Below are 18,315 nucleotides of genomic sequence, written 5' to 3' on the forward strand. Positions count from 1 at the left end.
ATCTCACCAAGACGCACTATGAACCACCAAGGCAGGACGCCCACGAAGTAGCCGCCGACGGCATATGAACAGTCGGATGAGGTGGATAAATTAACGCGCATCAGGTGTAAACGTTCCGCTGGCCGGCGATAAGGCATAAGAAAAGCGCCCTGCAGGACGCTTCGCTCTTTAAAAATCTGGATATCCCTGTATGTCAGCCTAACCAACTGACATCAAGTTGATATTTAGAGTTGTTCATCGAGAACGAGGCATTACAGTTATGGCAAACAGATTGGTGAAAATAGCTTTTGGTGTGAGCGTTATAATACGGCTCTCCAGTTGGTTGAAGTATCGATACTACTCTCTTAGTAAAACACTGTGGGCAAAGATGCACAGTCACCTTCGTGTCACCCACAGTTTGCTCCTTAGAATACACAAACGTACCAGAATCAAGTTGGTTGAAAACATAACCTTCCGTCTGGGAATTAAAGTCTTCGTACTCTGCAATTTTTGCTTTGAGAAGCATTGCTTCTTCTTCACGTTGACGGATCACGTCACCGAGCGAGAAGCACTCCGCCTGAAGTGTAATTAACCTGTTCTGAAGTTCAATCGTGGCAGCTTTAACTTCCGCATCAGTTTTTGCGTCGTTGATGACTTTGGCTAAACCTGCGGTCTCTTTTATGGCGGCCATGGCAGCTGATAGTTCGGCAATCACTACGAATACTCTTCTTGTTGCTGGGGATATCCAGATTAAACGAATCCTTGTTGTTGGGGAATAGCAGGATCCACCGAGCCTGATGTGGTCAAAAGACAGGCATTACAAGGAGATCAAAGTGACTGATTACGCACGTAAACCATCACGGCAGCAGGCAGTAAAGCTGAACTTCATCGAGGTGATTCTTCGCCGCTTGTGCTACTTGCTGGCGCAAAAGGGGAATCCAAATGTGTGACTCAACAAAATGCGGGTACTGCGGCAAGCCGGTTGAACCGGAGGAAGTAGTCAAAAGTACCCTTCTCTATCGCAACGGCTCACAGCTGGCGCGCAAAGAAAAGGAATACTGCTCTGAACGTTGTGCTTCGTACGACCAGATGGCGCACGAGGCATAACGTAAAAGCCGCGCAAGGCGGCCCGTACGTCCGGTGCTCCCGACCAAAGTTACACCGGAAAACTACTTAAAAAACCAAAGTTCACCCAATGGGCGCTATCTCTGGCCCGGGGATCTTACATCCAAAAAAGAGGATCTCACATGGAATTTTTCTATGTAGTTAAGGCTACGCAGAAATCTGGCAAAGAAGACGCAGTGATTTGGTTCACTGCGAAATCAGAAGCTCGTGCAAACCTACAGCTCGACGTTGAGCTTGAAGATGCTGGTATTGAAGCCGGCCGCGGTAAGGATTACATAAAACCAGTTCGCACCGATTTTCCGGTTTATAACGATCTGCCGGAAGAAAGCACCGTGGATTACACCTGGTGCAAACGCTACGAACTCCAGGACGATGGACGCACTTGGCTACCAAAGGCTGGTGCTGAGTCTACTGGCGCCGTGGACAACACTGCCGCACCGGAACCGACAGTAAAAGTCGAAACTACCGGCGAGAGTGTCCCGCTTGAAAACCGCACACCAGCGGTTCGTTATGCCGTCCACCTGACCAGCGACAAATATCAGTCACACATCACTAAAGAGCAGCAACTGGCTGCCAGTGAAATGTCTCTGGATGAAGGCAACACCTATCTCCAGAATCTGCTGCTGGCGAAGAACGACATACCTGAAGTTGCCGAACTCAGCCTGAACGCTGAGTGGAAACTGGTTCAGGCAATTAAGCAGGTCTTCGCGCCAGATGAAGCGCACGAAACTGAAATTATCGCTGCATTCATGGCTGACTGGGCGAGAGCAGATGCCGGCGACCGCAATCAGTTAGTTGAAGAGTGGAGAAGCGGAAAGCTTGCTCCTCTTAAATCAGAAAGCACCAGCGACGCCGACGTTACAACTGGTCATGATCTCAAACCTGATAACGGTATCCAGATTGACGAGAATGATGACGAAACCACACGTTATCCAGTCGTTCGTATGCCCTTCCGCAAGCAGCTACTCGCCCAGTTCACCGCCGACGAACTGCGCCACCACTTAACCCGCGAAGAATACGAAGGTATCAGCGCTCTGGAGATGGACACTGACAACAGCTATGTCCAGAACCTGCTGCTGGCGGCAGAAAACTGCGAAGAGGTGAAGAGTTACGACACTAAAGACCTGTGGCGCTACACCGATGCCATTCGCAAGGTGTTCAGCCAGGAGAAGCGTCACGAACTCGCTCTGGTACTTCGTTTTACCCGAATCTGGGCGGCGACTGATTACATTGACCGCGGCATTCTCGTTCGCGAATGGGCTGCTGGTAATCGCATCAGTAATATTCAGCGCACTGATTCTGGTACCAATGCAGACGGCGGCTATGTAACGGATCGCGGCGAAGGCGCGCACCACACTCTGGACACTCTCGATCTTGAAATTGCCTGTGCCCTACTGCCTATGGACTTCCACCACTTCGAAATTCCTTCGTGCGTATTACGACGTGCCAAAGAAATCGTGGCTAAGAAAGAAGAACCATGGAAATCATGGAGCGCCATCCTGCGTAATCAGCCCGGCGTACTGGCGGTGAACCGTGCGGCAATCTTCAATCTGATCCGCATAGCGCCGGAAAACATCCACCACACGCCAGCGGCTCATCTTGAGTTCGTTAATAAAACCATGACGGCTGAATTTAACTCTGCGGTGGAATTACTGCCGTTGCCTACTCCTGTAGTTGAGACTGAAGCCCCAGCTGAACAACCGCAGGTTGAAAATCTCGGCTGCGGCGTGTTCTCCATCGATGGTCTGATGGTTGGAAATACCGCCCCGGTCATCGATATCCCTTCAAATGAAGTCGAAAAAATGGAAAACACAGCGGAGACCACCAGCGATGTGCAGATGGAAACGGCTAAGCCAGAGAAAGACGAAGATGTTGGTCCGGTACCACCGGGCGAAAGCACTGATGCAGCTAATACGCAGACAGATTCTATAGCGCCGAAAGAGCAGCAGCCAGAGCCAATTATCGAATACCCGGCTTACTTCGAGCCTGGCCGCTACGAAGGTCTGCCGAATGACGTTTATCACGCAGCAAACGGTATTAGCTCAACCCAGGTGAAAGATGCCCGTGTCAGCCTGATGTACTTCAACGCACGACATGTGGCTAAAACCATCCCGCGCACAGCATCCAAAGTGCTGGACATGGGAAATCTGGTGCACGCCCTTGCACTGCAGCCGGAAAACCTCGATGTAGAGTTCAGCGTAGAACCGGAGATCCCTGAAGGTGCGTTTACGACCACCGCAACTCTGCGTGAGTTTATCGACGCGTACAACGCCAGCCTGCCGGCACTACTAAGCGCTGACGAGATTAAAGCGTTGCTTGAAGAATATAACGCATCCCTTCCTGCTCCAGTGCCGCTTGGTGCCAGTCTGGAAGAAACGGCTCAAAGCTATATGGCTCTCCCAGCTGAGTACCAGCGTATTGAAGAAGGCCAGAAGCAGACAGCAACAGCAATGAAGGCATGCATTAAAGAGTACAACGCCACCCTGCCCGTGCCGGTTAAAACCAGCGGCAGCCGTGATGCATTACTTGAGCAATTAGCAATCATCAATCCAGACCAGGTAGCGCAAGAAGCGCAGAAACCGACACCGCTGAAAGTGTCCGGTACCAAAGCAGACATGATCCAGGCAGTTAAATCAGTTAAGCCCGATGCCATCTTCGCCGACGAACTGCTGGATGCCTGGCGCAACAACCCTGGCGAAAAGATATTGGTTACCCGCCAGCAGCTGGCCACAGCGCGGGCAATTCAGTCCGCACTACTGGCGCACCCGACCGCGGGCATGCTGCTGACACATCCAAGCCGCGCCGTTGAAGTGAGCTATTTCGGTTTCGACGACGAAACCGGATCAGAAGTGCGTGTACGCCCTGACCTCGAGATTGAACTGGACGGCGTGCGCATCGGTGCTGACCTGAAAACCATCAGCATGTGGAATGTGAAGCAGGAAAGCCTGCGCGCAAGGCTGCACCGGGAAATCATTGATCGGGACTACCACCTCAGTGCGGCTATGTATTGCGAGACCGCGGCACTGGATCAGTTCTTCTGGATTTTCGTCAACAAAGACGAGAACTACCACTGGATCGCCATCATCGAGGCGTCAACCGAACTGCTGGAGCTGGGCATGCTCGAGTACCGCAAAACGATGCGCGCCATCGCAACCGGATTCGACACGGGCGAATGGCCAGCGCCGATCACTACCGATTACACCGATGAACTGAACGACTTTGACCTGCGCCGCCTCGAAGCGCTGCGCGCTCAGGCTTAAGGGGGATTTATGCATAACACAAACGTTACCGTTGCTGACCAGAATACCGTTATTAACTCCAACGTGGCTTTGTTCGATTCCCAGTATCTGAACGCCATCAGCACGTTCGCGCAGATTATGGCCCAGGGCACCGCTACTGTTCCTAAGCACCTGCAAGGCAATCAGGCCGACTGCATGGCAGTTGCGATGCAAGCGGCACAGTGGCAGATGAATCCCTTTGCCGTGGCGCAGAAGACGCACTTGATTAACGGTGTGCTCGGGTATGAAGCTCAGCTGGTTAATGCCGTCATTTCACGAAGCGGCGTGCTGGCCAGCCGCTTTGAATATGAATGGTACGGGCCATGGGAAAAGGTCGTTGGAAAATTCCACATCCGTAAAGGCGACAAAGGCGAGTACCGCGTCCCGGGCTGGACCCTGGCTGACGAAGCCGGGATCGGCATCATTATCCGCGCAACGCTTAAAGGTGAAGATCAGCCGAGGGAACTTGATTTACTGCTGGCTCAGGCCCGAACCCGAAACTCTACCCTTTGGGCTGACGACCCTCGCCAGCAGCTGGCGTACCTGGCCGTCAAACGTTGGGCGAGACTATTCTGCCCGGATGTAATTCTGGGAGTTTATACCCCGGATGAACTGGATGATCGCCGTGAAGAACGAGAGGTAAACCCAGCACCGGCGCAGCACGTAAGCCTTGCAGACATTTCAGGTGACAACGTCTCTACGACTCAAACGGCTCAGGAATCAGCTCAAAACATCGATGCACTTGCTGATGATTTTCGTGACCGCATCGAGGCGGCTCAGGATGTGGATAGCGCTAAAGCTCTGCGCGCAGATATTGAAACCGTGAAAGCAACGCTGGGTTCTGCCCTTTTCACTGAGCTGAAAAACAAGGCCGTTAAACGATATTACTTGGTTGATGCACGGAACAAAGTCGAAGCAGCCATCAATTCCTTGCCACCTTCAGATGAACCCGATGCAGCTGCGCGGTTCGCAGAGGTAGAGCGCGTTCTTGCGTCGTCTAAACGCCATCTGAGCGACGAACTGCATGGTCAGTTCAGCATCACCCTGGCGGATATGAAACCGGAATACGTGGACTAACGAGATCGGGAGGGGAAACCCTCCCTCTAGGAGAAGAAATGCGACTGATTAATCGAGGCAGTAAGCAATCCCCTTTGGCTCGCAAGGCATGTGAAATCGCACTCGCAACCCACCAGCAAAGATATGGCGAGTATGGGCGCAGCAAGATGAAAGAGACCTATACGGTGAGAGTGGAAGGCGTGAAGGTCTGGGTTGAAGTGGTCAACTGCAAGTCAAGCTACGTGGCCACAGCAATGACCGGCATGCGCCGACTGCGTTCCCTGCCCGGCCAGGCAAACTGAAACTGAAATATCAACGACTATAGACCGGCATATCTATACTCATGCCGGTTACCTGAGGTGAACCATGTCGCAGGTAATTTTTAACGAAGAATGGGTTGTTGGCGCAAGGCTCACAGAAAAAACAGGCCTGACCGAACGACAGATTGAGAAGTATCGCCAGGGCTGTTGGGTGGAAGGTGTCCATTTTAAACGGGTATCTCCTTCTGGCGAAAAAACCTTGCGTGGCACAACCTGGTATAACTATCCGAGAATTAATCAGTTAATAAGGGATGCGTAAGATGACAGCTTTGCCTACAGGTGTCGAAATCAGAAACAATAAGATTTGTATCTGGTTTATGTACCGGGGAAAGCGTTGCCGCGAAATTCTAAAAGGTTGGATTAACACCCCGGCGAACATCAAAAAAGCCGGGAATCTTCGGGCTGTGATCGTTAGCGAGATCAACCTTGGAGAGTTTGATTACCACCAGCGCTTTCCTTCATCTTCCAAAGCAAAAAAAACCGTAACCACTGTTTCAGTTCAAACCTTTTCAGAGCTGTGTGAACTGTGGACGAACATTAAAGAAACAGAAATTAGCGCGAATACGATGCGTAAGACGCGCTCACAACTCGGTACGTTAATGCACATCATTAACGAAGACACGCCGGTTTCAACTATACGCCACAGCGACATTCTGAAATACAGAAAGGAACTTTTGAACGGTGAGACACTTTACCTGGCAAATCCCAGAAGCAACAAACAGGGACGCACTGTGCGTACAGTGAACAACTATATATCGCTTCTGTGCTCACTTCTTCGGTTTGCACACAAATCAGGCTTTATCAGTAGCAAACCCTTCGAAGGGATCAAGAAATTACACAAAGGGAAAGTAAAACCGGATCCTTTAACGAAGCAGGAGTTTAGTTTGCTTGCGGAATCCGAGCGTGGCCAAAGCCTGAATATGTGGACGTTCGCAGTATATACTGGTGTGCGTCATGGAGAGCTCGCAGCTCTTGCCTGGGAAGATATTGACTGGGAAAAAGGTACAGCCCATATAAAGCGCAATCTTAATGCGTTGGGCATGTTCGGCCCGCCAAAAACCGAAGCAGGTAACCGGGTTATCACCCTATTAGAGCCGGCACTTGAAGCCTTGAAAGCACAGCGCAAGCTGACAGCACTACAGCCTAAAACCGAAATTGTCTTTAATCATCGCGAGTATGGCGCAGTGGAAAATCAAAGCCTGCGATTCGTTTTCATACCCCGGATGCGCAAAGGAGAGCAGAAAGCCTACTACTCTTTATCGAGCATCGGTGCGAGATTCAACGCAGCTGTAAAACGTGCTGGTATTCGCCGCCGGAATCCGTACCATACGCGGCATACTTTTGCCTGCTGGCTTTTATCTGCCGGCGCTAACCCGTCTTTCATAGCCAGCCAGATGGGGCATGAAAACGCGCAAATGGTTTATGAAGTCTACGGTGCGTGGATTGAAGAAATGAATGGCGAACAGGTGCTGATGCTTAACGATAAGCTCGCACGCTGAAAAATTTTTGCCCCTATTATGCCCCTATTGGCTCCGAAGGTAGTAATAAATGCAAGAAAATCAATCAAATACAAAGAAAGAACAATACAACCTGAATAAACTGCAAAAGCGACTGCGCCGTAACGTGGGCGAAGCCATTGCAGACTTCAACATGATTGAAGAAGGCGATCGCATCATGGTCTGCCTGTCGGGCGGTAAAGACAGCTACACCATGCTGGAGATCCTGCGCAATCTACAGCAAAGCGCACCGGTGAACTTTTCCCTGGTCGCGGTTAACCTCGATCAGAAACAGCCAGGATTCCCGGAGCATATCCTGCCGGAGTACCTTGAGAACCTGGGCGTTGAGTACAAAATCGTAGAAGAGAATACCTACGGCATTGTTAAAGAGAAGATCCCGGAGGGCAAAACGACCTGCTCGCTTTGCTCACGTTTGCGTCGCGGCATTCTGTACCGCACCGCAACCGAACTGGGCGCCACTAAGATTGCGCTTGGTCATCACCGGGACGACATTCTTCAAACGCTGTTTCTGAATATGTTTTACGGCGGCAAAATGAAGGGAATGCCACCGAAGCTGATGAGTGACGACGGCAAACACATCGTGATCCGCCCACTCGCCTACTGTCGCGAGAAAGACATTGAGCGTTTCTCTCAGGCCAAAGCCTTCCCTATCATTCCGTGCAATCTGTGCGGTTCACAGCCGAACCTGCAACGTCAGGTCATTGGCGACATGCTGCGTGACTGGGATAAACGCTATCCGGGTCGCATTGAAACCATGTTCAGCGCCATGCAGAACGTGGTGCCTTCGCACCTCGCCGATGTTGAACTGTTCGATTTCAAAGGGATTAACCACGGTTCAGAGGTGGTGAACGGCGGGGATCTGGCGTTTGACCGCGAAGAGATCCCGATGCAGCCTGCTGGCTGGCAGCCAGAGGAAGAGGATGCGCAATTCGATGAACTGCGCCTGAACGTGGTGGAAGTGAAATAACCTGACTGCGTCTCAGACAGTGCTTCTGAGACGCTTTTTTCCCTTACTTCAGCAGCCGAACGCGGCAGGTTTTCCCTTTAATCTTCCCGCCCTGCAACTGTTTCCAGGCCTTATGCGCAACCGACTGGCGAACCGCTACATAGACATGTGCAGGATGGACCGTGATCTTGCCAATATCTGCCCCGTCGAGACCGATATCCCCTGTTAACGCCCCCAGAACGTCACCGGGACGCATTTTGGCTTTTTTTCCGCCGTCGATGCACAGGGTGGCCATTTCCGCCGCCAGCGGAGCGATGCTGATATTACCGGGGGCATTCACCCAGTTGAGTTTCAGTTGCAGCATTTCCGCAAGAATATTAGCGCGCTGCGCCTCTTCAGGCGCGCAGAAGCTGATGGCGAGACCGCTGTTACCCGCACGCGCGGTACGTCCGATGCGGTGGACATGCACTTCAGGATCCCATGCCAGTTCGAAATTCACCACCAGCTCAAGCGATTTGATATCCAGGCCACGGGCTGCCACATCCGTTGCAACCAGCACGCGAGTGCTGCCGTTTGCGAAACGAACCAGCGTTTGATCGCGCTCGCGCTGCTCCAGATCGCCATGCAGCGATAATGCGCTCTGTCCGGCATCGTTCAGGGCATCGCACACCGCCTGACAATCTTTTTTAGTATTACAGAACACCACGCAGGACGCTGGCTGGTGTTGGCTAAGCAATTTTTGCAGCAGTGGAATTTTGCCCTGCTGCGACGTCTCGAAGAACTGCTGCTCAATCGCTGGCAATGCATCGACAGTATCGATTTCAATGGTCAGCGGGTTCTTCTGCACGCGCCCGCTGATCGCCGCAATCGCCTCTGGCCAGGTGGCAGAAAAAAGCAGCGTCTGACGCGTGGCTGGCGCAAAGCGGATCACTTCGTCAATCGCATCGCTGAAGCCCATATCCAGCATGCGGTCAGCTTCATCCATCACCAGCGTTTGCAGTGCATCGAGTGAAACGGTGCCTTTTTGCAGGTGATCAAGCAGACGGCCCGGCGTTGCCACAATGATATGCGGCGCGTGCTGAAGGGAATCGCGCTGCGCACCGAACGGTTGTCCGCCGCAGAGCGTTAAAATTTTAGTGTTAGGCAAAAAACGCGCCAGACGACGCAGCTCACCCGCGACCTGGTCGGCCAGCTCGCGCGTCGGGCAGAGTATCAGGGACTGGGTCTGAAACAGGGTTGCATCAATATGCTGCAACAGGCCGAGTCCAAATGCAGCCGTTTTTCCACTACCGGTTTTCGCCTGCACGCGCACATCCCGGCCTTCAAGGATAGCCGGCAGCGCGGCGGCCTGGACAGGGGTCATAGTGAGGTAACCCAACTCATTCAGGTTTGTCAGTTGGGCTTCAGGCAGAACGTTCAGCGTGGAAAAAGCGGTCACAATATACTCTCATGGTAATGATTGCAGTCAGATGGCGCGTATCCTCGCAGATCTCCGCTAACGATGCGACAATTTAATCGGTTCTTCGTCCGGTGGCGGATCCGGCATCGGCTGCGGACGCGGGATGGGATCGGGAATTGGGGTCGGATCGGTGGGCACCGGATCGGACTGCCATGTGTTCAGGCGTTGCAAGGCAAGTAGCATACTCATCTTTTCCTCCAGATTTGGGTGCTTACCCCTAAAGGGTAGACGCAGATAAACAGGAGGCAAAAAAAAGCCGACTATGAAGTCGGCGTCGTACGAATCAATTGTGCTATGCAGTAATTCAAAAAAAGGAAGTAAGACAATATGGAGCGCAACGCCCATCGCTTGACGTTGCATTCACCTGCGGGAGTAATATTGCACCTAACATGGTCTAAGTTTATTGACTTCGCTCAATTAAAATGTCGTTTTGAAGCAGTCGCTGCATTAGAAAATGCGTAAATTTACAGCCATTTACTACGATGCAACCACCATGCAACACCCCCAATCAAAACCACTAACATGACGCAAAACGTGGTGAAGCCATAGTGATATTCACCGCCGGGGATCCCCCCAAGATTGACGCCAAACAACCCGGTTAAGAACGTACTCGGTAAAAAGACCATCGCCATCAGCGACATGGTATAGGTTCTCCTGGCTAATGACTCCTGCATTACCTGTGCTATCTCATCCGCCATGACCGCCGTTCTGGCGATACACGAATCAATTTCGTCCAGACCACGTCCCAGCCGGTCAGCAATATCCTGCATTCTGCGACGCTGATCGTCATTCATCCAGCTCATGCGTTCGCTGGCCAGTCTCGCATAGACGTCGCGCTGCGGGGTCATATAGCGGCGCATAACAATGAGCTGTTTTCGCAACAACGCCAGAAAACCACGTGGGGGAATTTGCTGATCGAGCAGGTTGTCTTCCAGATCGATGATTTTATCGTGGAGTTCTTCAATAAACTCGCTGGCATGATCGGTCAGCGCATCACATACATCCACCAGCCAGCTTCCGCAATCCGTAGGCCCCGTGCCCTCTTTCAGATCGTTAATGACGTCATCCAGCGCCAGCACTTTTCGCTGACGGGTGGAAACAATCAATCGTTCATTCATGTAGACACGCATTGCCACCAGCTGATCCGGACGCTCATCCGTACTGCCGTTTATGCAACGCAGTGTTATTAACGTCCCCTCACCCATCCGGCTGACGCGAGGTCTGAGACTTTCTCCCGCCAGCGCATCCCGAACGTTGTTGGGCAATAGCGGCGTGGACGCGAGCCACTCGGCGCTGTCCGGGTGCGTGTAGTTGAGGTGCAGCCAGCATGGGTGTTCGTTGTCGATGTGATCCTGATCTTCAAGCGGCCTTGCGCCCCCGCGTCCATCAAGTACCCATGCAAAAACCGCGTCAGGTACGTTAACTTCAGACCCTTTAATGCTCTCCACAGCGCCTCCACCGATTTATCTCTTTCGGTGTCAGTCTAGCTTTCGTCGAGGGTTAAGCAATAATTATGTGAGGCATCATCCTGAATATGCTCAGGAATTCACCACCCATTCGCGGCTTATTAACGCATTATCAGCCTGGTACTCGTTCTTCAGACGGAAATTACGTGTTCGTGTCTGAAGTTCAATCACCTGATTGCGCAGCACATCTGAAGAACCGTTCAGTTCTTCAACCATCGACACATTGCTCTGCGTTACGCGTTCCAGCTCTGACAATGCCAGCGTGATTTGTGAAATCCCTTTTTCTTGTTCCGATGTTGAGGCGGAAATTTCATCCATCAGTCTGCTGACATTGCCCGAGCCGGTAACGATGTCGTGCATGTTTTTTTCAGCTTCAGAGACTACGTTAACGCCCTGCGTCACGTTATGGCTGGTGACTTCAATCAATGACTTAATATTTTTTGCCGCTTCGGCGCTACGATGCGCCAGGCTTCTGACCTCACCGGCGACTACTGAAAATCCTTTTCCATGGTCGCCCGCTCTTGCCGCTTCAACGGCAGCATTAAGCGCCAGAATATTGGTCTGAAAAGCGATACCGTCAATCAGCGAGATAATCTCTGTCATTTGCTGGGCGCAGTCGGTAATTGATTGCATATTGTTCGCGACCTGCCCCATTAACTCTCCGCCTTTACGCGCCTGCAACGTCGCGATATTCGCCTGTTCGCTGGCTAAACGGGTATTGTCGGCATTATTTTTTGTACTTGCAGCCATCTCTTCCATGCTGGCTGCCGTTTGCACCAGCGAAGCTGACTGCTGTTCTGTTTTAACGGAAAGCTGCGCGCTGCGTGAAGAAAGCTGATCTGACAGGGTCATCGCGGTTTGCGAGGAGGCGCGGATCTCACGGACCAGCGTTGCAATGTTGCTGGAGAGACTATTAATGCCCGGGATCAGTCGTCCCGCACAGTTGTTGCCGAATTCAGGGATCGACACGCCGAGATTGCCTGACGTCACTTCTTCAATACTTTTTTTCACAGTATTGATCGGCGTCACAAGATATTTTGTCATATACGCCCAGAGTAAAATTAAGGCGATACATTGTACGATAATGACTGCAATAAAAAGCGAAAAACTCCCTGAAAATAGCGCTATAACTCCATCACTTACCAAAAACACACATAAAAGGAAATAGACAATGAAGGTTCTGACACTAATATTTCTTAGCATAGTTTTTCCTACGACTTTATATTTTTGTGGGCTCTAAGGTTTATAGCATTGCCACAGTATTTTGTCCTCACGTTCGTCGTTGGTTTGTTGTTTTGCAGTTTGATTTGAGCAGTTTCGCTTAAGGCAGATAAAAAGCATGATATACGGTAAATATCCAGCTTGTAGTTTGGTTACCGCCCCCCCTTAAATATTAGCACTTACCTATTTAAGAAGGAGTACCGTAGGGCAACATTGTTTAGTCATGCTTAATAAGTTAACGTAGTTAATATATATCAACTACGTTACCGTGACCTCCCACCAGGCTGGCTTACGGTCAGGCCAGACAGTCGACTGACTGGAAAAAATAGTCCTCCGTCATGAGAACATTCTCTTTCACACTTTGATGTCCGCGACGAATATACCAGCCTGTTTCAGGCGCCATGCTTAAATGGTATATCCTCTCCCCCGATATACTGCCGGGGGCATTAATGCACATTGTCATACACCCCTTCTCTGATCCCCTGATGATCTGTTCTGGCATAATGCTGACGCTGCGATCTCCATTTCGCAGAATGACAGTCGTGATGACATAACGACATATACTGCTACTGAGGCTGTAGCCGACCGTACTCAAATCGGTGATATGCTTTTGGGATAACAGGACTTCAATACCAGAACCCTCAAACCAAACAATAATTTGCTGTGCAAGATCATCCATCCGCTGACAAAAAGCCCTGACTTCGGCTTCAGCCGTATTAATATGAATCGGTTTATTTACGTTATTCTGCTGCACTTTCTTAAAAAAACGTTCTCTTGCTGACATGTTAACTCCGTGTTTTTCGCCAGTCTTATTGTTCTTTTTTGTGCTTCAGCAGGGCGTAGCTAACAATCAACTGCTGAAGATGTTGTTCGACCTTGTTTTGCTGCGCTGCTGACCGGGGTTGCCCGGCAGGTAGAGTGGAAAGCAGACGAAGCTGCTCCTCAAGCGGTATGGTTTGGCTAAATGACTGCGACATGGCAAACACGTCTGATTTCAGTTCACTCACCGTAATGTACTTCCCCTTCTGTTCATCCAGTGCGTTCAGCTTGTTCGTCAACTGCTGCAACTGCGCCATACCCTGATGCCAGCCATTCAGATCTAAATCTGCTAGCGCAGCGATACTCATCTGTTTCTGCCAATGTTGCGCCAGGGGTTTGGCTTCTTCCGGCCACAGCGTCAGCGCCTGCTGCACCAGACGGTCGCCGAAGCTCACTGCCCAGTCTGGTTTCAACTGTAAAAGCTGCGCTAACAGCTGTTGTGTCCTGCCAAGCCCCGGTTCCGGTGATGGTGACGTTTGTTGCAGCGCCTCTAATTGCCCTGTAGATAGCCCTTGAGGTAGAGGAGCCAGAGCCGCGGCTAGCTGCGCTTGTGCCGAATCTGGCGCATGCAACATCTGCCATCCTCCTGCGACGACACTGGCTGCCACCAGCATGGTCAACATACCAGCAGCAAATGGCTTCCAGGGTTTCATCGACACCGGAGGTTCTTTAACCACCCCAACGTTCAGCACCGGCTCGGGCTCAACCACATAAACCCATTTACTACGCTCAGTCGGTCCGACGAGGTGAATTTCCGTAGCACCCAATGCGTCACCGTGCAGACTCATGTCCGTATTTTCGCTCTTTTCCAGACGCACTGCTGCGTTCTGCATCATCGTGCGCAGAGCATCAAGCTGAGTAGCATGCTTGAGTTCCATACGCTGCAAGACGTCCCCCAAAGCGCTCAGATGCTCTTCAGACTGATACAGCTGCCCTAAGTCAGCGTACGTCAGCGATAGCGTTCGTACTACCTGTTGCAGGCGCTTGCTGAGTGCACTAAGGATTTCGATTCGCGCATGGACAGGCTGTGGCCAGAGGTTTCCCCACTGGCGGGCTACCAGTGCAGCAAGTAACGCAAGCCCCTCATTCATACCGTACAATCCGGCCAGATGCGTACGGGCGAGCGTATACCAGGCAGCCGTTTGTAGCTCCACACCGTTATGCCCGAACAGTGACAGACAGAGCGTTTCCGCGTGTTGCCAGTTCACATCCGGGCGTGCCGGATGGGTGAGCTTGTTCATTTCTTCGCGCAAGGCAGCGTAATCCGCAAGCGTGCGCGGATCCCCGCCGGTTTTAAGTTGGCGTTCAGAATTTATTGTCATAACTGTTTTAACCTGAGTAATAACTAGATGGCGGCTCGTGCATCGAGGTATTGCTGTTGTTTCAGATGACGGATTAATACCCTGCCCTCGGGCATAAATTCCGTGCCGTAGCGCACCAGCCCCACCCCCTTCAGCTCCGCGTCAATGGCGTAGCGAAGCTCACCGGTCTGAATCTGTTCCTGCATCACCACGTTAATTCGATTCAGGCGCGGCTCATATTTCAGCAACACGGCCGACAGTGTGGTGATCAGCTGATGGGCGGTTCCGGGCATCCCCTGGAGGATTTTTGTCATATCCGGCAGGCCGTAGTCCGGCAGGTGAGCCAGCGTACCGGCGCGGCAGTTGAGGATGCGCTGCATGTTATCGAGTACGGATAAAATCACCTGATTTTGTTCGCTGACCTGGTTGAAGCTCAGGCCTCCTGAGAAATTACCGCTCAGCATTTCATAAAGCGATGGCGTGTTGTGTCCCTGTGGCATCAGTCATCCTTCAATGGCTGTAACGTAAGGTGGTTATTCCCAGCCTCCAGAATGCGCGGCTTATCCGGATCGAGATCTTCACGTTTTAGAACCTGCTTCCAGGTATTGTTGACCAGGTCCGGGTGACGAAACAGGCCGACTACCGCGACAAACTGCGTTTCTTCTTCCATTGGCATATCAAGATTTGTATCACCGCCCGGTTTTACGACCACATCGCGGGTCGCCATCAGGTCGGTTTTCAGGATAGTTTCGCCATCTTTCAGCAGTTGCTGGTAAACCGTTTTATCGAAGATTTTACGGTCTTTCAGTTGATAGACGCGGACTACCACCGGCTCGGAGAGTGAGTTATTTTCGCGGGAATCGGTGTTTAACGCTTCACGCGCCGTGAAATCCAGGTGCAGCATCTTAATTTTTTTGTAGAACACGGAGTTAAATGCCGATTTGGTGCCATCAGTGATGCCCTGCGTCACCCCGCACCCCGTCAGGCTGAATGCCAGCAGAGCAGGCAGCAAGCTCGCATGTTTAATTGAACTTGTACGTAACACGTCGGTTTCCTTGTTGTGATATTGCCGGCTTCAGGCCGGTGTAATAGCCCAGTTCCGTCGTAAAGGTCGGTGGGATATCGTCTGTAAACTCCCCCTCATCAGCCCCCAGCACGCCGTTCATCCCGAGCCAGAAAGGGCCTTCACCAAGCGGCGGAACGGCAAGAAGTCGGGTCCGGGTGGTCAGGGTGAGTTTTGCCTTAAAACGCCAACCGAGCCAGACACGAAGCATCACCATAAAGTCCTGATACAGCAGACCGTCCGGCTTCCAGCCCTGTGCCTCCTGTTCATTATCCGTCCTAAGCGCAACCAGCAGTTGGCTACCCGCATCCATCGCTTCGTCACCCAGTGGTGTGTTGCCGTCCAACAGAAAATCGTCATCACCGTAAAAGCCCAGTGGCTGACCAATTTCCACCGGCCGCAGGCAGTACGGGCTAACCTTAACGGTGGTTTCCGGGGCCAGCAAAGTCACCAGCGCCTGCATCCCCTCCTGAGTTTTGCCCGGTTGCTGTAGGACACCCAGCAAAGCCAGAAAACGGGATACCGGTGTGGCAATATGGTCTGCTGTGCCGGGAATACCCAGCCCCACCAGGCCCAGCAGTGACTGCGAGATGCTGTCCGTACCACCGGGTTCAAAGGTGGCAGGATAAGAGTATTTACGCCAGATACGGTAAAACTGCGTCAGAATGCGATGGCTGAAGATATCCAGAAAACCCTGTAGTGCATAATGCCCTTCCCGACGCTGAGCGATGTCATCGAGATACGCCGTCGGCAAGGGTGAGTCGACACCGTACATTCCCATAAAGGTCGTGCGGATGAGTGGTGGCCGGCTGTCATCCTCCTCATCATATTCCACGGCTTTCATCTCACTGGCCGGAAATCCCATCCCCGGATGTGGGGCAAAGCGTACCGGATCATCCCCCGGATGACTGGTCGAGCCCATCAGCGGCCTGCCCGGGTTACGCTTCTCCAGTAACTGGCATAAACGGTAAAAGTTCATACGATGCAGGTCGGCTTCCAGCCGTGGGCTCAGCCGGGAATACGGCGATTGTGCTTCTCTTCCCATTCCAGGCGCTCTCCGGTAGGTTGCAGGATGATAATCAGTCGGTTAAACAGATAAATGTCGGTGTAGAGCGCAAAGAAACGACTCAGCATCTCGCCAAACAGGCAGATGTCACCGCGCCCGGCAAAGCCATGGCTGTCCAGGGTCACCTCAATCTGCACGCCGCGCACCAGGTAGCCCTGTTCAAAGCGTTCGGTTTCACTGTGCTTCACGTCAATGATGGCTTCCAGGCGGCGACGGTTCATCTCGCTGTCGGTCCATTCATACAGCGCCAGGGTACCGCGCAGCACGTCGGCATTATCCATCATCGACAGAAATCCGCTGCCAAGGTGACTCAGCACGCGCCAGTGGAAACGGTCCTGCGCCGGTGGGTAACAAGGCAGCGTCGGCGCACACAGGTTGCGCACGGCAATGCTGACCGAAGTGGTTTTCATCACCGTATCAAGCACGGTGCTTTGCAGCGCACGTCGTGGCAGTTGACCGTTTGTGCCGGTGAGCGTCAGCGACAGGCTTTCGTCTTCCGGGACGGTATGATTATCAAATGCTTCGCCGCCAAGAATGAGCCAGGTGTTATGCAGGCCGGACGGACCGCGGCGCACGCGGGTGTGGTAGTAATATTCCGGTGCTTCATGACGCATCATTCCTCCCTTATGACGGAAGCTCGAAAACGGCACGTAGGTATGCTGACTCGACGACATCACCGAATCCACGGTATATATCTCGGTATGGCCATCCTGCACGCGCATCGGGCGCAGCATGTATTCGGTTTGCAGAGAATTGAGCGTCAGCGGATCGGATTCCAGCGGAAACAGGTTAATGACCGGCACGCAATTCAGGCGCAGGTGCTTTTCGGTAAAGCTGAAGTCATGCTCCCAGCGTTCCGCCAGCACCACGTCGATTTCAAACCAAGGAAGCTCAGAAGGAAAGATCACGGCCTCCAGCCCGCGCAGCCCCATGAACATAAATTTCTCGCGGAAGGTGAAGTACTCCAGCAGCAACTGGTAACCGCTGAAACTGCTGTCCCCCTTCGGCCACAGCCTGTCATCATCACCAAACCCCAGTGCGGTGAAATACCCGTCCATCGGCCTTCTGTCTACGTCACCTGGCATGCGCAGCCACAGACGCGCCGTATTCATGGTAAAAGCTTCATGCATAGCGCAGGCCAGCGGTGCGTCAGCATTGAAATAGAACGGGATCTGGCTGAGATCGACACGGCTCCAGTCAGCAAGATGGCTACAACTGAAGCGCAGGCTGATGACAGAGCGCCCGTCAGGATCAGTCGACAGGCGGGCATGCTCCAACGCCAGTGGCTGAAGGGTTATCTCTTTAGATGTGGTGTAGCGACAACGCGTGCCTTTTTCACCGATCGGCCGCGAATTGACCTCGAAACCTCTGGCGATACGCATCGGTTCTTTCATCTCACGCCAGACAGGAGTGAACTCCACCACCGACATCGAGGGAATGGTGCGCAGATAATGCGGCCACAACAGGCTGACCAGCCCTTCGGTCAGTTCCGGCAGGTCGTCGTCAAGCTTCTCGCGCAGACGGCCCATCAGGAAGGCAAAGCCCTCGAACAGGCGCTCCACGTACGGGTCGCGCGCGCCCGCCTTATCGAGATTGAGCATAGCCGCCTGCTCGGGGTGAGCGCGGGCAAATTCTTCGCCGGCTTCCAGCAGGTAGCGCATTTCAGCGTCGTAATAACGCAGGGTTAAATCATCCATAA

The 18,315-nt window shown here is 52.4% G+C and carries 18 protein-coding genes and 1 pseudogene; 8 read left to right on the top strand and 11 right to left on the bottom strand.

Features of this window, described 5'->3' with window-relative positions:
* Positions 1-193 precede the first annotated feature (193 nt).
* Positions 194-694, bottom strand: coding sequence for a hypothetical protein (locus ACOT0L_RS18510; protein WP_248178506.1), 501 nt, complete (start codon positions 692-694; stop codon positions 194-196).
* 124 nt (positions 695-818) lie between these two features.
* Between ACOT0L_RS18510 and ACOT0L_RS18515 the strand changes: the two are divergent.
* From ACOT0L_RS18515 to ttcA, 8 genes and pseudogenes are all read left to right on the top strand, one after another.
* Positions 819-929: pseudogene (locus ACOT0L_RS18515) on the top strand (hypothetical protein); the annotation flags it as partial.
* Positions 922-1,086, top strand: coding sequence for a YdaE family protein (locus tag ACOT0L_RS18520; RefSeq protein WP_065102426.1), 165 nt, complete (start codon positions 922-924; stop codon positions 1,084-1,086). The pseudogene ACOT0L_RS18515 and the gene ACOT0L_RS18520, both read left to right, overlap by 8 nt.
* 140 nt (positions 1,087-1,226) lie before the next feature.
* Positions 1,227-4,364, top strand: coding sequence for a RecE family exodeoxyribonuclease (locus ACOT0L_RS18525; RefSeq protein WP_126503943.1), 3,138 nt, complete (start codon positions 1,227-1,229; stop codon positions 4,362-4,364).
* Between the two features lie 9 nt (positions 4,365-4,373).
* On the top strand, positions 4,374-5,459 hold the full coding sequence (locus ACOT0L_RS18530; RefSeq protein WP_126503945.1) for a RecT family recombinase: 1,086 nt from the start codon (positions 4,374-4,376) through the stop codon (positions 5,457-5,459).
* A gap of 38 nt (positions 5,460-5,497) precedes the next feature.
* Positions 5,498-5,740, top strand: a complete 243-nt coding sequence (locus tag ACOT0L_RS18535; protein WP_126503947.1) for a DUF4060 family protein — start codon at positions 5,498-5,500, stop codon at positions 5,738-5,740.
* A gap of 64 nt (positions 5,741-5,804) precedes the next feature.
* Positions 5,805-6,017 (top strand): excisionase family protein, encoded by a 213-nt coding sequence (gene xisR, locus ACOT0L_RS18540; protein WP_014884030.1) that lies wholly within the window; start codon positions 5,805-5,807, stop codon positions 6,015-6,017.
* A gap of 1 nt (position 6,018) precedes the next feature.
* Positions 6,019-7,257: a site-specific integrase gene (locus ACOT0L_RS18545; protein ID WP_126503949.1), complete on the top strand. Its 1,239-nt coding sequence runs from the start codon at positions 6,019-6,021 to the stop codon at positions 7,255-7,257.
* A 49-nt stretch (positions 7,258-7,306) separates the two neighbouring features.
* A complete protein-coding gene (ttcA, locus tag ACOT0L_RS18550) occupies positions 7,307-8,242 on the top strand; it encodes a tRNA 2-thiocytidine(32) synthetase TtcA (protein WP_032609308.1) in 936 nt (311 codons plus the stop codon).
* Between the two features lie 43 nt (positions 8,243-8,285).
* Here the strand turns inward: ttcA and dbpA are convergent, their stop codons facing one another.
* The 10 genes from dbpA to tssF form a co-directional block, all read right to left on the bottom strand.
* Positions 8,286-9,659 carry an ATP-dependent RNA helicase DbpA gene (dbpA, locus tag ACOT0L_RS18555; protein ID WP_126503951.1) on the bottom strand — a complete coding sequence of 458 codons (1,374 nt, stop codon included), beginning with the start codon at positions 9,657-9,659 and terminating at the stop codon, positions 8,286-8,288.
* Between the two features lie 57 nt (positions 9,660-9,716).
* Complete coding sequence (locus ACOT0L_RS18560) at positions 9,717-9,863, bottom strand: hypothetical protein (protein WP_369702450.1); 147 nt, start codon at positions 9,861-9,863, stop codon at positions 9,717-9,719.
* Between the two features lie 281 nt (positions 9,864-10,144).
* On the bottom strand, positions 10,145-11,128 hold the full coding sequence (gene zntB, locus ACOT0L_RS18565) for a zinc transporter ZntB (protein ID WP_032624170.1): 984 nt from the start codon (positions 11,126-11,128) through the stop codon (positions 10,145-10,147).
* A 90-nt stretch (positions 11,129-11,218) separates the two neighbouring features.
* Positions 11,219-12,349: a methyl-accepting chemotaxis protein gene (locus ACOT0L_RS18570; RefSeq protein ID WP_022648264.1), complete on the bottom strand. Its 1,131-nt coding sequence runs from the start codon at positions 12,347-12,349 to the stop codon at positions 11,219-11,221.
* A 313-nt stretch (positions 12,350-12,662) separates the two neighbouring features.
* Positions 12,663-13,151 carry a hypothetical protein gene (locus ACOT0L_RS18575; RefSeq protein WP_022648265.1) on the bottom strand — a complete coding sequence of 163 codons (489 nt, stop codon included), beginning with the start codon at positions 13,149-13,151 and terminating at the stop codon, positions 12,663-12,665.
* Positions 13,152-13,176: 25 nt separating this feature from the next.
* Complete coding sequence (locus tag ACOT0L_RS18580; protein WP_126503953.1) at positions 13,177-14,508, bottom strand: VasL domain-containing protein; 1,332 nt, start codon at positions 14,506-14,508, stop codon at positions 13,177-13,179.
* Between the two features lie 23 nt (positions 14,509-14,531).
* Positions 14,532-14,987 carry a type VI secretion system baseplate subunit TssE gene (gene tssE, locus ACOT0L_RS18585; protein WP_126503955.1) on the bottom strand — a complete coding sequence of 152 codons (456 nt, stop codon included), beginning with the start codon at positions 14,985-14,987 and terminating at the stop codon, positions 14,532-14,534.
* The gene (gene tssJ / locus ACOT0L_RS18590) at positions 14,987-15,532 is read right to left on the bottom strand and encodes a type VI secretion system lipoprotein TssJ (protein ID WP_126503957.1); all 546 of its coding nucleotides are present in this window, start codon (positions 15,530-15,532) and stop codon (positions 14,987-14,989) included. The genes tssE and tssJ overlap by 1 nt, the downstream gene beginning before the upstream one ends.
* Entirely contained in the window at positions 15,510-16,595 is a 1,086-nt protein-coding gene (tssG, locus tag ACOT0L_RS18595; protein ID WP_063145837.1) for a type VI secretion system baseplate subunit TssG, read from the bottom strand. Before tssG ends, tssJ begins: the two co-directional genes overlap by 23 nt.
* Positions 16,559-18,313, bottom strand: a complete 1,755-nt coding sequence (gene tssF / locus ACOT0L_RS18600; protein WP_126503959.1) for a type VI secretion system baseplate subunit TssF — start codon at positions 18,311-18,313, stop codon at positions 16,559-16,561. Before tssF ends, tssG begins: the two co-directional genes overlap by 37 nt.
* Positions 18,314-18,315 lie beyond the last annotated feature (2 nt).

Source organism: Enterobacter cloacae complex sp. XAL002 (assembly GCF_049236805.1).
GTDB lineage: Bacteria > Pseudomonadota > Gammaproteobacteria > Enterobacterales > Enterobacteriaceae > Enterobacter > Enterobacter intestinihominis.

Bases quoted from the DNA above. Each gene is read 5' to 3' on its own strand.
- ACOT0L_RS18545 (WP_126503949.1), top strand. From the start codon at position 6,019: ATGACAGCTTTGCCTACAGGTGTCGAAATCAGAAACAATAAGATTTGT.
- ACOT0L_RS18525 (WP_126503943.1), top strand. From the start codon at position 1,227: ATGGAATTTTTCTATGTAGTTAAGGCTACGCAGAAATCTGGCAAAGAA.
- ACOT0L_RS18520 (WP_065102426.1), top strand. From the start codon at position 922: ATGTGTGACTCAACAAAATGCGGGTACTGCGGCAAGCCGGTTGAACCG.
- ACOT0L_RS18570 (WP_022648264.1), bottom strand. From the start codon at position 12,349: ATGCTAAGAAATATTAGTGTCAGAACCTTCATTGTCTATTTCCTTTTA.
- tssE (WP_126503955.1), bottom strand. From the start codon at position 14,987: ATGCCACAGGGACACAACACGCCATCGCTTTATGAAATGCTGAGCGGT.
- tssF (WP_126503959.1), bottom strand. From the start codon at position 18,313: ATGGATGATTTAACCCTGCGTTATTACGACGCTGAAATGCGCTACCTG.
- ACOT0L_RS18560 (WP_369702450.1), bottom strand. From the start codon at position 9,863: ATGCTACTTGCCTTGCAACGCCTGAACACATGGCAGTCCGATCCGGTG.
- ACOT0L_RS18530 (WP_126503945.1), top strand. From the start codon at position 4,374: ATGCATAACACAAACGTTACCGTTGCTGACCAGAATACCGTTATTAAC.
- ACOT0L_RS18575 (WP_022648265.1), bottom strand. From the start codon at position 13,151: ATGTCAGCAAGAGAACGTTTTTTTAAGAAAGTGCAGCAGAATAACGTA.
- tssG (WP_063145837.1), bottom strand. From the start codon at position 16,595: ATGGGAAGAGAAGCACAATCGCCGTATTCCCGGCTGAGCCCACGGCTG.
- xisR (WP_014884030.1), top strand. From the start codon at position 5,805: ATGTCGCAGGTAATTTTTAACGAAGAATGGGTTGTTGGCGCAAGGCTC.
- ACOT0L_RS18535 (WP_126503947.1), top strand. From the start codon at position 5,498: ATGCGACTGATTAATCGAGGCAGTAAGCAATCCCCTTTGGCTCGCAAG.
- ACOT0L_RS18580 (WP_126503953.1), bottom strand. From the start codon at position 14,508: ATGACAATAAATTCTGAACGCCAACTTAAAACCGGCGGGGATCCGCGC.
- ttcA (WP_032609308.1), top strand. From the start codon at position 7,307: ATGCAAGAAAATCAATCAAATACAAAGAAAGAACAATACAACCTGAAT.